The organism is Larkinella rosea (assembly GCF_003858635.1).
GTDB classification, from domain to species: Bacteria; Bacteroidota; Bacteroidia; order Cytophagales; family Spirosomataceae; genus Larkinella; species Larkinella rosea.
The window spans coordinates 420,828-434,032 of sequence record NZ_RQJO01000008.1 but is presented as its reverse complement, the minus strand read 5'-3'; the positions used below and the strand labels follow the sequence as shown (position 1 = coordinate 434,032).

Genomic DNA, 13,205 nt, shown 5'->3' with positions numbered 1-13,205 from the left:
AAGCTAATGATTCACCAAAAAACTATGAAGCTGTTTAGACTTGACTTGAGGTATGACCTCCCCCCGCAAAACGAGACAAGTGATAATTAGAGATTTCCGGTGACAAAACAGGTCAAAAAACTTAATTTGTCACTATGAAAAAGACCAAATTCACCGAAGCGCAAATAGCTTTCGCGTTGCGGCAATCAGAGACCGGCACACGCGTCGAAGAGATCTGCCGCCAGCTGGGTGTTTCCCAAGCCACTTTCTTTAATTGGAAGAAAAAATTCGGTGGCATGGGCGTCTCCGAGCTACGTAAATTGCGGCAATTGGAAGAAGAAAATGCTCAGCTCAAAAAGCTTGTAGCCGACCTAAGTCTCGATAAGCAAATGCTTCAGGATGTGATAAAAAAAAAGTTGTGAAGCCACCTTACAAGAAGGAAATGGCCAATTGGCTGGTGACCAACTACCGAGTCTCGATCCAAAGAGCTTGCCGTTGTGTGAAGTTAGTTCGATCAATGTATTATTACAAGCAACATCGTCGTGACGATACTTTGTTGGCAATGCGAATGAAGGAGATTGCAACGACAAGGATAAGGTACGGTTTCTGGCGGATTTTTATCCTGTTGAGAAGAGAAGGTTTCAGCGACAATCACAAGCGTATGTACCGTGTCTACAAGACGTGTGGGCTGAATTTACGGACTAAGCGGCCCAGACGTAACCGAAGTGCAGAGCACCGACTAGAACGATTGGATACTCAAGGAATAAATAAGGTTTGGAGTATGGATTTTGTTCAAGATGCCCTCTTCAACGGTGAGCGATTTAGGGTATTAACTATAGTCGATAATTGTAGTAAGATTTGTCATGGATTACTGCTAGGCAAATCGTTGAAAGGAGCTGACGTCGCTGCTGAGTTGAATCGAATCTGCTTAATTGAAGGGTGTTTTCCTGAGCGCATTCAATGCGATAATGGCAGTGAATTTATCTCGAAAGAAATGGATTTGTGGGCTTATTCCAATGGAGTAACTCTGGACTTTTCCAGGCCAGGAAAGCCCACGGATAACCCATATGTAGAGTCATTTAATGGTAAGTTTCGCGATGAGTGTCTTTCAGTCAATTGGTTCTTGTCGCTGGCCGATGCTCAGGAAAAAATCGAGGATTTTCGATGGGAATACAACCACTTCAGACCCCATAGCGCCCTAAATGATTTAACGGCAGCCGCCGACGGTCCCAAAAGAATTTGTTAACTTACAACAAGAAGCACCGGAAACTCTAATCATTACCGTCTGAAAATCCGGGAGGACCTCAGTCACCGGAAATCTCTAATTATCACTTGTCTCGTTTTGCGGGGGGAGGTCACAATTTTTAAACTGTCCGAATTTTAGGGATACTTACAATAGTATAGACAAATACCCATCTTTCGGCAGACTTCAGCGACGGTTGAATGGTCATTAAAATAAACTAGGGATCAGTCAAGCAAAGCAGCCCCTTTCAAATCTTGTACAACTCAAAGATGGATGACCAGACGCTAATGCAAACATTGGGTTTAGTAATATAAGTTACTAATAGTGTTACCTTTTGAAGGCTTATTAGTAAATATCTGATTGACAATGCATTAATATAGATTGTTAATATTTTTTCAAAAAAAAAAACACCTTTTAGCCGGGCAAACGATTTGATATTTTAAATTGGGTCAATCAGGTATACAATTGCCTATTTTAATTATAAAGAAGGCGCAAAAATTGTATCAAGATCATATTTTGGAATATCATGTCTAAACAACAATTAAATACTGACTCACCTTTAAGCGTCAAGATAGAAGATGATAAGATTTTTGCACCGCTAAAAGATAAGTGGTTGATTATTAATCCATTAGAACGAGTAAGGCAAAATTATATTACGATTTTAGTCAATCAGTATGGGTTTGCTTTACAACAAATCGAACAGGACGTCGAATTAAATTACTTTAAACCTGGGCAAGGTAAAGCTAAAGCTGATATTGTTGTCTGGAAAAGTGAGCAAGACAGAAAAGAAGGAAAGAAGCCAATAATTGTAGTAGAGTGCAAGGCCCAAAACATTACAATTCATGAAGAAGATTATTTTCAGGGCTCCAATTTTGCGTTTTGGATAGAGGCAGACTTCTTTGTAATGACCAATGAGAAAGAAACCAAATTTTTTAAAGTTATTAAAGAGTATACACCTAGAGTAATTGAAGAAGTAGTTGAATTGCCAACATTTAAAGATTTCAGTAATTCTAAGAAGTTGCATGAATTCGAAACTAAGACTAAGGCATTCACAAGAGAGGAATTTTCTAAAGTACTTTTTAAGTGTCATAATATTATTAGGAATAATGATAAACTATCCCCTGAAGCTGCCTTTGATGAAATCTCCAAAATATTATTTATAAAGATTCGGTATGAACGGCAACATAGTATATCAAAAGCAATTTTCTCAGAAAAAGTATTTCAGAAATTGAAGGATTCTTTTGAAAATACAACTATTAACACTTCTTTGCCATTTTACCAACATCTCTTTGAGCAAACTAAGAAATCATTTATCGATGATGATTTGTTCGACCCAAATGACAGCTTGAAGATTCGTGAAAATTCATTTTTGCAAACTGTTCGTGAGCTCGAAAAATTTAATCTTTCTAATACATCTGATGATATCAAAGGCATCGCCTTCGAGGAATTCTTAGGTCGAACATTTCGGGGAGAATTGGGACAATTTTTCACGCCACGTACGATTGTTAATTATATGACTGAAGTTCTTGATCCGCAGGAAGGGGAAACTATTTGTGATCCTTGTTGTGGTTCTGGAGGTTTTCTTATTAAAGCATTTGAATATGTAAGGGATAAAATAGAAAAGCATATTCATGCTATTAAAGGAGAAGTTAAGAAGAGGTATTATACAGAAGAATATGATAGGCTGTCAAAAAAGGATCAGTTGATAGTTGATCAAAAGGTGCAAAAGCACTTCAAGTCGCTAAATGAGGAATTGGATCTAAATAATCCAAATGGGAGACTTCGTCGACTTTCTTATAATTGCATTTTTGGTACCGATGCTAATCCACGCATGGCTCGTACCGCTAAGATGAATATGATAATGCATGGTGACGGTCATGGCGGGGTGCATCACCATGACGGATTACTAAATGTTAACGGAATATATGATGGTCGATTTGATATTATCCTGACTAACCCACCATTTGGAGCAAGAGTTGAGAAAACATTGAATATCACTATTAGTGATTTACCATCAACTGCTAGAATTGAGCAATACAAGGCACGATATGGCGAAGATTACGAAGAAATAGCAGTGGCTCAAATACGGAATAATCTTGATAAACCTTTACTTAATTTATTTGATGTCGGCCAGTTCTCTGGTCTGACGGAAGTGCTATTTATGGAACGCTGCCTAAATCTACTTAAACCTGGTGGCCGTATGGGGATAGTGCTACCTGAAGGCGTTCTTAATAATTCAGCTCTTCAAAAAATTCGTGAATATATAGAAAGTAGGGCTAAACTAATTAACATTACGAGTATTCCACAAGATGTATTTATTGCCTCAGGTGCTACAGTAAAACCATCGCTAATATTTCTTCGCAAATTCACTGAAATAGAAGACGCTCAATATAAGCAAATTGTAAAGGAAGAGACAGAAAGAGTGAATTTAATGTATAACTCACAGTTAACTAAAGTAACAGAAGAACATGCTACCCAACGTGCCGAGCTAAAAGCGAACAAGTTCAAAGATGGTTTAAGAGATATAGATAAGCAATACCGAGAGAAACGTCGTGCAATTGAAGAAGAAATGGCAGAACTGATAAAACATTCTGTCAAAACACGATTTAATTATCCCGTTCCTATGGTAGAGGTTGAGAAAGCAGGAATTTCAAGTACTGGAGCCAAAATTGATAATGAATTGTTGGATGTAGCGAAAGAATACCGTGCTTATAGGATGTCTAACAAACTTTGGGAAGATAAGGGAGAGGGCGGCAATTATTTTATAAATGATGATGACTCAATGTCATATTTATCGTTAAGTGATGTTAATTCAAATGACCAAAAAAAAAGTATAATTACCGAAAATTTTATGTAGGTCTGTTTGGGGAAACCGCATCTAAACAGACCAACTTGTTGCGGTATTTAAAAATTATTCCACACTCTTTTTTAGCTAATTGGAGTGTCAGGTATACTCTTGATAACCAATTTGCTTTTCGACCAGACTTCTCTCTCATTCGAATCGGAACATTCCTGAAGCGATCTAAGAATGATATAATTATTCAGGACGAAGCCTTATATAAACGCATAACTATCCGTACTAACGGTAAAGGCGTTTTATTACGCGATGAAGAGGTTGGTAGTAATATTGGTACAAAAAGACAGTTTTTGGTTTCAGAAGGGCAATTTTTAATTTCAAAAATAGATGCCCGTAATGGAGCAATGGGTATAGCTCCAAAAGAGTTGGATGGTGCAATTATTACTGCTGATTTTTTGGCATTTGATATTGACCAAACTATAGCAAACCCATATTTCTTTTGGTTGCTTTCTATAACAAAACAATTTACTGCCTTTTGCCAAAGCTGCAGTACAGGTACAACGAATCGACAGCGATTAGACGAGCAATTATTTCTTGATTTAAAAATTCCGCTTCCGCCACTTGATACTCAAAAGAGTCTGGTTGCATCTTATAAGAGCGCTTTATTTGAAGCTGATAATAAAGAGACTAAGGGGAAGCAACTTGAGATGGAAATGGAAACTTATTTAAATCAGTTTTATGGAGTTACTAAGAATAAATATTCGCAGCTTAAAGGATTATTTTTTGCTGAATACAAAAACATTGATAGGTGGGGTATTGATTTTGCTGGTCTTAGAAGTGAATGGACTATACAACCAAATTTTCCGCTTTTCCGCATTGGTGACATTTGTAAGATAGGAAGTGGCGGTACGCCAAACCGTGGAGTTAAAGCTTATTATGAACACGGTGATATACCATGGGTAAAAACAACAGAAGTAATTAATGAAATTATTACTCAAACAGATGAATGTATAACCCAGGCCGGTCTGGAAAATAGTAGCGCAAGGGTTTATCCGGCGGGTAGCTTAATAATTGCAATGTACGGTCAAGGGGCAACTCGTGGCCGTACAGCAAAATTAGGCATAGATGCAGCAACTAATCAAGCTTGTGCGGTTCTGCATGACATTACTTCAAATTTAATTCTAACAGATTATCTATGGATTACTTTAATGCATGAATATAATCGATTACGTGAATTAGCTAGTGGTAACAATCAACCCAATTTAAATGCTAAAATGATTTATAACTACAAAATTCAAATTGCAGATATTATATCTCAGCAAAATATGATAAATTACTTTTTTGAGAAAAAAAATGAAATAATGTCCTTATATGGAGAAGTAAATGCATTAAGAACAGATGCAATAATGGATTTCGAATCTTCTATTTTCCTTTGATTATAATAATGTTAATTTCTTCAAAAAACTTCGATGCTACATATTAAGTCCTTATTTATTGAAGATTTTAGGATCCTGAATGGCTTTGAGATTAATTTCGAAAAACCAATTAGTATGTTAATTGGAATAAATGGGTCCGGTAAGACAACTATCTTAGAAGTTCTTTCAAAAATATTCAGCAATTTATATGGGTATTTTGTTGACAGGATTTCAATAGAACCAAATTTTAATTTTACTATTGTTTATGAAATTACATTTAAAGACGATTTTTTAAACATTGATTCTAATACAATTGAAGTGACAGCATCTTACAATCAAACTGGTTTTAATTTATATGCTAAAAATGATTCCTATGAGAGCCATTCTGTAATCGATAGATTGGGATATGATGGACTCTTTCCGAACGTGGTTGTCTATTATTCAGGTTTCTCAAAGAAGTTAGCTGATATAGGGCGCATACATGAGTTGCGATACAACAAGGAATTAGCGAATCCTTCTGAAAATTCTAAAGATGCTTTTGGTAAGGTAAAACCTTTACCAATTATGTATGTTAAGGATATTCATTTTGATATATTATTGGCTTCTCTTTTTGCATTACAATATGACGAGCAAATAGATGTTTTTTTTAATAATGATTTAGGTATATATAAGCCTCAAGACCGAACGATTATAGTATATATCAAAAGGAAACGGTTTCGTAAAAATGAAAATTATGATTATAGTGAATTTGGTGGTGCTCCAGGAGAGATCTTTAATTTCTTGAATGTATTGAGAGAAAAGAGTAATTTATCACCAGCAGTTGTTGGACTTACGCCCATAAAAGATCAGCTTGTTTTTGAATTTGACATTGAAAGATGGTATGAGGTAGCGGAATGGTGTCAAACTGAAAGGCGCCTTTTTAGCTTCTTGTATGCGTTAAGTTGTGCTGGTGTATTAGCAAAAGTATCAGTAAAATGTTTTAAAAATGGAGTTGAGAGTTTTCACACAGATCTTTCTGAAGGAGAAAGACAGCTAATAACTATTCGTGGTTTGTGCGAACTTGTAAGTACTGGCAGCACATTATTTTTGTTTGATGAACCGTCAGCATTCATGCATCCAAGTTGGCAAGATAATTTTGTAGTTAATGTTGCAAAAGTCCTTAAAGCTATACCTAGTAATTTACAAAGTCATTTTGTTGGAGCTACTCATTCTCCTTCAGTAATTAATCATTTAGATCCTGACGAAGGTGAGTTGTTTATTTTAGATAATGGGAAATTGCAATCTCATACAGGTAATTTTTATGGTCGAGATGTAAACTCTATATTAACTAATTATATGCATGCCGATCCAAGGCCAGAAGAAATTACATTAAATATTAGAAATTTAGGCTCACTAATAGATCAAAAAAATACAATGAAGCTGAAGAAATATTAAAACAACTTAAAAGTGCTCTTAAGACAAATGCAGACCCAGAATTAGTGAGATTAGAAACTAAGTTAAAATTTTTGAAGCCTAGATTGTGAATGAGAAAGATAGAAAAACCAAATCAAGATCCTGATCCTTTACTTATTTTTAAAAGTAGACAGATTGCAGCAGGCGTTACTCCTAGGTACAGTGATTTTCAAAACCCTGAAAAAGCAGAGTATGTCCTAGAATTACTTCGTGAACAAGGTTATTTGTGTGCTTATTGTAATGTTACGTTAGATTTTGGGGATGACATACCTTCAGTACGTGAGGCTGTTCGTTTGAAGTATATTTCAATAGAGCATTGGTTTCCACAACATAAATGTATCGGCCTTTTGGCACAAAAAAAACTTGAACATAAGAATCTTTTAGGAGTCTGTGGTGGACTTACTGATGCGCATTTTCATTGTGATAAACAAAGATCAAAATTTCCAGTTGGTGAGCAAGATTTAACCATTAATCCGGTATATTTGGATGAGATTTCATGTGAAGACCTTATCACTTTTGAGGATGGAAGCATTAAATCAGCAACCGGTAATGTTAATATAGATAATGATTTAGATAATATCTTAAACTTAAACTGTATCCCATTGATCAATAGGCGAAAGGCAGTAGAACAAGGTTATATAGAAGCTTTAAACGTCTTAGAGGATCAAGATGAAGTTGATTTAAATGATACTGTTTTTTTGAAAAAATTATACAAAGATGCATACGAGAATTTAAATGGTAGGGGCAAGGAAGATTGTATGGTAATCGCAGATCTTTTAAAATTGAGAATATTATCTTTATAATGTTTGTATTTTTAGTTTAAAACCTAACATTATTACTATAGTTGTTCAATATACCCATTTTTTAGAATTCCCCGTTCATATTAACTTAATATAAATTAAAAATCTTAATCAAGTTATGTAAGATTTTTTTATTGTCGTATCTTCCTTTATAAGGTACTACCCAATTTTAGGATCAGAAATCGGGTTTTGTTAATTGCAATTCTGTACTCCTTTTAGTGGTAATTAATAGCATTGAAAAAGGGCTGCCGGAATCCTTCGCCGATGCCTTGATAGTACTTCTGATAATTGTACCACTCAAAAAATCCAGTGGGCCCTTCTTCTAATTCCCACCCGTCTTAGGCTGGTCCAAGGCCGCCTTGGCCTTGAAATTAGGCGCGTACTTCTTGTGTTTCGTGCTCATTTCACCACTAGTTTACATCTTATTTTTCAACTTTGCTGGTGGTCCTAATTTTGGGGAGTAGTAAATTATTCAGACATAAAATATTATTTCTTTTAGATAGACAAATTAGGTACGGATTAATTAAGACTTTCAGTAATAGTTAATATTTGCGAAATCTGAAATGTTGTACCTAATGCTGTACCTAATCCATTTTTCAATCAAAAAAAGCACCCAGCTTTTCAACTAAGTGCTTCAGTCACAGCGAGTACGAAAAGAGCGGGAGACGAGTCTCGAACTCGCGGCCTGCAGCTTGGGAAGCTGCCGCTCTACCAACTGAGCTACTCCCGCTGATGAACTGCAAATGTTTATAGAAAGAATGGAAAAGTCAAGCCCTTCAGCGTGAAGGGAAAGTCGATGAAGCGGTTAGTGCGGTTTACACGGAAAAATAAAATTATCCGCGTAAATTGGCTTATTCAATCCCATCCGCCAGCGCGTATTTTGTATTGACCCAAAAACCGTTGATCTTTCGCGTAAATCCTGACCCTTTCTATGGAAACAAAATCTCCGCCCGAGTTTAAGCCTTATATTCCCGATCACCAGTCGACGGCCGAATTTACGCTCAAAGCCGTCATCACCGGCGCCCTTTTCGGGGTATTGTTCGGAGCCGCTACGGTTTATTTGTCCCTGAAAGCCGGTTTGTCGGTTTCGGCCTCCATTCCCATTGCCGTGCTGGCGATTTCCCTTGGTCGGCGGTTTTTGAAAACCACCATTCTCGAAAATAACATCATCCAAACCACCGGCTCGGCGGGCGAGTCCATCGCATCCGGGGTGGTTTTCACGCTACCCGGTTTTCTGTTCCTGACCGACGGCGTAGGCGAAGATTTTTTCAATTACTGGACCATTCTGACGCTGGCGATTCTGGGCGGACTGCTCGGAACGCTCATGATGATTCCGCTGCGTCGGGCCCTGATCGTGGAGGAACACGGCAAGCTGCCCTACCCCGAAGGCACGGCCTGCGGCTCCGTACTGATTGCGGGTGAGCGCGGAGGTGATTTTGCTAAAATGGCTTACCTGGGCCTGGGAACAGCTTTGCTGTACGCCATTTTCCAGAAAGTATTGCACGTGATTGCCGAAGCGCCCACCTGGGCAACGAATCAAATCAATCGCTATTTTCCGTCGGCACAGGTGTCCGGCGAAATTACACCGGAGTACCTGGGCGTCGGTTACATCATCGGGTTTCGCATTTCGGCGGTGTTGGTCGGGGGCGGTATTCTGGCGTGGCTGGCGTTGATTCCATTGCTGGCCACACTGGTTCCGGGCGATACCATTGCCCTTCAGTTGATTAAACTCGGTTACCTGTCGAACCTGCAAACGGCGGGCGGCCCGGGCGGCTGGAACCCCACCACCCACGGTTTTAACGACACGGCGGCCGCCATTTACCGGGCGTATATTCGACAAATTGGCGCGGGCGCCGTTACGGCAGGCGGTTTTATGACCCTGATCAAAACCATTCCAACCATCGTTTCGTCCTTCCGCGATAGTTTCAAAAAAGTAGATGTTGCAGCCGAAGGAGCGCAGGTCCGGCGGACGGAGCAGGACCTGTCCGTTCGGGTCGTCATTTTCGGCAGCATCGCCCTGGCGGTTTTGATGGTCATTTTACCGCAGATTCCCGGCGATTCGATTCTGACGAAAATCCTGACGGCCATTCTGGTGGTCGTCTTTGGTTTTTTCTTCGTGACGGTTGCCAGCCGGATCGTGGGGCTGATCGGCTCGAGTTCGTCGCCGGTTTCGGGCATGACCATCGCCACCATCATGGGCACGGCTTTGGTGTTCATCGGGGCCGGGCTGACGGGTCGAATCTACGAACCCGCCGTACTGGTGGTAGGCGGAATGATCTGTATCGCAGCGGCCAATGCGGGCGGTACCTCCCAGGATCTGAAAACCGGTTACCTCGTTGGGGCAACGCCCAAATACCAGCAAATCGCCCTGTTCATCGGCGTCATTGTTTCGTCACTGGCGGTGGGCGCAACGGTGAAAATCCTGGATACGCCCACGCCGGATCTGGTGGCGCAGGGCATTACGCACGCCATTGGCAGCGACCGGTTTCCGGCTCCGCAGGGAACGCTCATGGCGACGCTCATCAAAGGGCTGCTGTCGTTCAACCTCGACTGGCAGTTTGTGCTGGTGGGAGCCTTTATGTCATTCGTAGTGGAAATTTGCGGAGTCAGTGCGCTGGCGTTTGCCGTGGGTCTTTACCTGCCGCTCTCAACGACCCTGCCGATTTTCGCGGGTGGTTGCGTGAAAGCCCTGGTCGACTGGAATTTCAAGCGGAAAGGCATCGTCGAAGAAGATGCCGATCTGGGCCGGGGCAGCCTGTTCTCAACGGGTCTGGTGGCCGGAGGGGCGCTGGCCGGAGTTGTTGTTGCTTTGTTGTCTGTCAACGAATCGGTGTTTAATTTCCTTTCCAAACTGACACTGGAACCGGCATTGGAACACGCTTTGGGCAGCGAAGGCTATCAATTACTGGGTGCGCTGGCGTTTTTGGCACTGGCTACCATTCTGTACCGGGTGGCCATGAAGCGCGCGTAAAAGTACCGAATCGAGCAGTAACCCAAACCTGGTCTATTTTATGAAATCGTCCAAACCCGTAGCCGGTTTCTACCTGGCTATCTGCACATTGCTTACCGTTTTACCCGGTTTTGCCCAGCAGGAAACCGTCACTTACGGCCCGGATTCGGAACGCCACGAGGGCGTGCCCAGAGGCCAGGTAACCAAATACGTCTGGAAAAGTAAGGTGTTTCCGAATACCATCCGGGAATATTACGTCTACGTTCCGGCACAATATAATCCCAATGCACCAGCGGCTTTGATGGTTTTTCAGGATGGGCATACCTACGTAAAGGAAGACGGCGATTTCCGGGTGCCGGTGGTTTTTGACAATCTGATCCACCAGAAAGCCATGCCGGTGACCATCGGTTTGTTCATCAATCCCGGCCAGCATGGCACCGAACTGGCCAAAGATCCCTGGCGGGGCGACAACCGGAGCTTTGAGTACGACACGCTCACCAATCAATACGCCCGGTTTTTGATCGAAGAACTCATTCCGGAAATCAGTAAAACGTACAAACTGGCCGATTCACCGAAAATGCGGGCCATCGGCGGTATTTCGTCGGGCGGAATCTGCGCGTTTACGGTGGCCTGGCAGCGGCCCGATTATTTCCAGAAAGTAGTGAGCCACGTCGGCAGTTTCACCAATATCAAAGGCGGTCACGTTTACCCCTCGCTCATTCGGAAAGCGCCCAAACGCGACATTAAAGTATTTTTGCAGGACGGCAGCAACGACCTCGACAATGCGCATGGCAACTGGTGGCTCGGCAATTTGCAGATGGATGCGGCTCTCAAATTCAGCAAATACGACTACAAATTCGTCGGCGGAACGGGCGGACACAACGGCAAACACGGCGGTTCCATCCTGCCCGAATCGCTGCGGTGGTTGTGGAAAGACTAACGCCGTTGGCTCAAAAACCACCAGATACAAAAGTTCTCGAAAAGTTATTTGCGCAAATCGCTTATATTCACACGCACAATGTAGAAACGGAGCCATTCAATCGGGCGCAGGTTGACGGGAAGGATGAGATCGATGGACGTCAACCCCGCTGAGTAATAGCTACCGGAACAAAAATGAGGGAATACTCTGGTAAAAAAGTAGGCATTATTGGCGCAGGACCCGCCGGTCTGACAGCAGCCTATGAACTGGCAAAAGCCGGAATTGCCGTCGACGTTTTCGAAGCTGGCCCGAATGTCGGCGGTCTGGCTCAATCCTTTGAGTTGTGGAATCAGACGGTTGATCTGGGGCCACACCGGTTTTTCAGCAGCGATTCCCGCATCAACAAAGTCTGGTTTGAAGTGGCCGGGGAAGACTACCGCATGGTCAACCGACTCACCCGGATTTATTACAACTCCAAACTTTTTTACTACCCCCTCAAACCGTTCGACGCCCTGCGAAAATTGGGGATTTTTCAGTCGATTCACAGCCTGAGTAGTTATCTGGCAGAAAAAATTAGGCCCACGCCCGACACCGGCACCTTCGAGTCGTGGGTGGTTCGGCGGTTTGGTTACAAACTGTATTCGACGTTTTTTAAAACCTACTCCGAAAAACTCTGGGGGATTCCCTGCACCGATCTGGACGAAGATTTTGCCGCCCAGCGGATCAAAAAACTTTCGCTGTGGGAGGCCGTCAAAAATGCGTTTAAAGGCGGAAAGGGCAATACCCACAAGACACTCATTGATCAGTTTGCCTACCCCATCGGTGGCAACGGAATGATTTATAACCGGATGGCCGATTTCGTCAGCCGACACGGCGGCAGGATTCACCTGAAAAGCCCGGTTTTTTCGGTCGTCACCGGAACCAACGACCAATACGGTTTAACGCAGGAAGATGGTACGACGCTCTTCTTCGACCACGTTATATCCACGATGCCCCTGACGTTACTGGTCAATCGGTTGCCCAATGTTCCGGTTTTGGTCAAAAACCGGGTGAATAGCCTGACGTTCCGCAACACCATTCTGGTTTACCTGAAAGTCGAATCCGACCGTCTGTTTCCCGATAACTGGCTGTATGTCCATTCGAAAGAGCTCCTGACGGGGCGCATTACCAACTTCCGAAACTGGGTTCCTGAAATAAACCGAAACGAGAAGGCCAGCATTCTGACACTGGAATACTGGTGTTACAACGAGGACGAAATCTGGCAAAAAACCGACGACGAGCTCATTCAGATTGCCTCGGAGGAATTGAAAAAAACGGGTCTGGTTGGTTCGGCGGCCATTTCCGCCGGTTTTGTTAAACGACTGGCCCGCAGTTATCCGGTTTATTCCAAAGGCTACAAGGATGTGCTGAAACCGGTGCAGGATTATCTCTCCAGTCTGAAAGGCCTGAGTGTGATCGGACGTTATGGTTCCTTCAAATACAACAACCAGGACCATTCGATTCTGATGGGAATTCTGGCCGCCGAGAACATCTCTTCCGACATGAACCACGATTTGTGGGAAATCAACACCGATTACGAGAGTTACCAGGAAAGCGCATCCATCGAAAATCTCCAATCGGAAGTCGCGTAAATAGACGTGAGACGCTAGA

8 protein-coding genes and 1 tRNA gene are annotated in these 13,205 nt (G+C 42.1%); 8 read left to right on the top strand and 1 reads right to left on the bottom strand.

What is annotated here, in order from left to right; genetic code table 11:
- Positions 1 to 134 precede the first annotated feature (134 nt).
- From EHT25_RS10600 to EHT25_RS10580, 5 genes are all read left to right on the top strand, one after another.
- Positions 135 to 1,225, top strand: a protein-coding gene (locus EHT25_RS10600) for an IS3 family transposase (protein WP_374756158.1) whose coding sequence is annotated in 2 segments (ribosomal slippage) — positions 135 to 384 and positions 384 to 1,225 — 1,092 coding nt in all. Because the reading frame shifts where the segments join, the coding sequence is not laid out codon by codon here.
- A gap of 523 nt (positions 1,226 to 1,748) precedes the next feature.
- Complete coding sequence (locus tag EHT25_RS10595; RefSeq protein WP_124874225.1) at positions 1,749 to 4,079, top strand: N-6 DNA methylase; 2,331 nt, start codon at positions 1,749 to 1,751, stop codon at positions 4,077 to 4,079.
- Positions 4,080 to 4,117: 38 nt separating this feature from the next.
- Complete coding sequence (locus EHT25_RS10590) at positions 4,118 to 5,455, top strand: restriction endonuclease subunit S (protein ID WP_124874223.1); 1,338 nt, start codon at positions 4,118 to 4,120, stop codon at positions 5,453 to 5,455.
- Between the two features lie 33 nt (positions 5,456 to 5,488).
- Complete coding sequence (locus tag EHT25_RS10585) at positions 5,489 to 6,868, top strand: AAA family ATPase (RefSeq protein ID WP_124874221.1); 1,380 nt, start codon at positions 5,489 to 5,491, stop codon at positions 6,866 to 6,868.
- A gap of 89 nt (positions 6,869 to 6,957) precedes the next feature.
- A complete protein-coding gene (locus EHT25_RS10580; RefSeq protein ID WP_124874219.1) occupies positions 6,958 to 7,689 on the top strand; it encodes an HNH endonuclease family protein in 732 nt (243 codons plus the stop codon).
- Positions 7,690 to 8,343: 654 nt separating this feature from the next.
- Here the strand turns inward: EHT25_RS10580 and EHT25_RS10575 are convergent.
- Positions 8,344 to 8,416 (bottom strand) — tRNA-Gly (locus tag EHT25_RS10575).
- A gap of 201 nt (positions 8,417 to 8,617) precedes the next feature.
- Here EHT25_RS10575 and EHT25_RS10570 point away from each other — a divergent pair.
- The 3 genes from EHT25_RS10570 to EHT25_RS10560 all read left to right on the top strand — a co-directional run bounded on the left by EHT25_RS10570 (position 8,618) and on the right by EHT25_RS10560 (position 13,186).
- Positions 8,618 to 10,657 carry an OPT family oligopeptide transporter gene (locus EHT25_RS10570; RefSeq protein WP_124874217.1) on the top strand — a complete coding sequence of 680 codons (2,040 nt, stop codon included), beginning with the start codon at positions 8,618 to 8,620 and terminating at the stop codon, positions 10,655 to 10,657.
- 40 nt (positions 10,658 to 10,697) lie between these two features.
- Positions 10,698 to 11,576, top strand: a complete 879-nt coding sequence (locus EHT25_RS10565) for an alpha/beta hydrolase (protein ID WP_124874215.1) — start codon at positions 10,698 to 10,700, stop codon at positions 11,574 to 11,576.
- 173 nt (positions 11,577 to 11,749) lie between these two features.
- Entirely contained in the window at positions 11,750 to 13,186 is a 1,437-nt protein-coding gene (locus tag EHT25_RS10560) for an FAD-dependent oxidoreductase (RefSeq protein ID WP_124874213.1), read from the top strand.
- Positions 13,187 to 13,205: the final 19 nt, after the last annotated feature.

Bases quoted from the DNA above. Each gene is read 5' to 3' on its own strand.
- EHT25_RS10595 (WP_124874225.1), top strand. From the start codon at position 1,749: ATGTCTAAACAACAATTAAATACTGACTCACCTTTAAGCGTCAAGATA.
- EHT25_RS10585 (WP_124874221.1), top strand. From the start codon at position 5,489: ATGCTACATATTAAGTCCTTATTTATTGAAGATTTTAGGATCCTGAAT.
- EHT25_RS10580 (WP_124874219.1), top strand. From the start codon at position 6,958: ATGAGAAAGATAGAAAAACCAAATCAAGATCCTGATCCTTTACTTATT.
- EHT25_RS10570 (WP_124874217.1), top strand. From the start codon at position 8,618: ATGGAAACAAAATCTCCGCCCGAGTTTAAGCCTTATATTCCCGATCAC.
- EHT25_RS10565 (WP_124874215.1), top strand. From the start codon at position 10,698: ATGAAATCGTCCAAACCCGTAGCCGGTTTCTACCTGGCTATCTGCACA.
- EHT25_RS10560 (WP_124874213.1), top strand. From the start codon at position 11,750: ATGAGGGAATACTCTGGTAAAAAAGTAGGCATTATTGGCGCAGGACCC.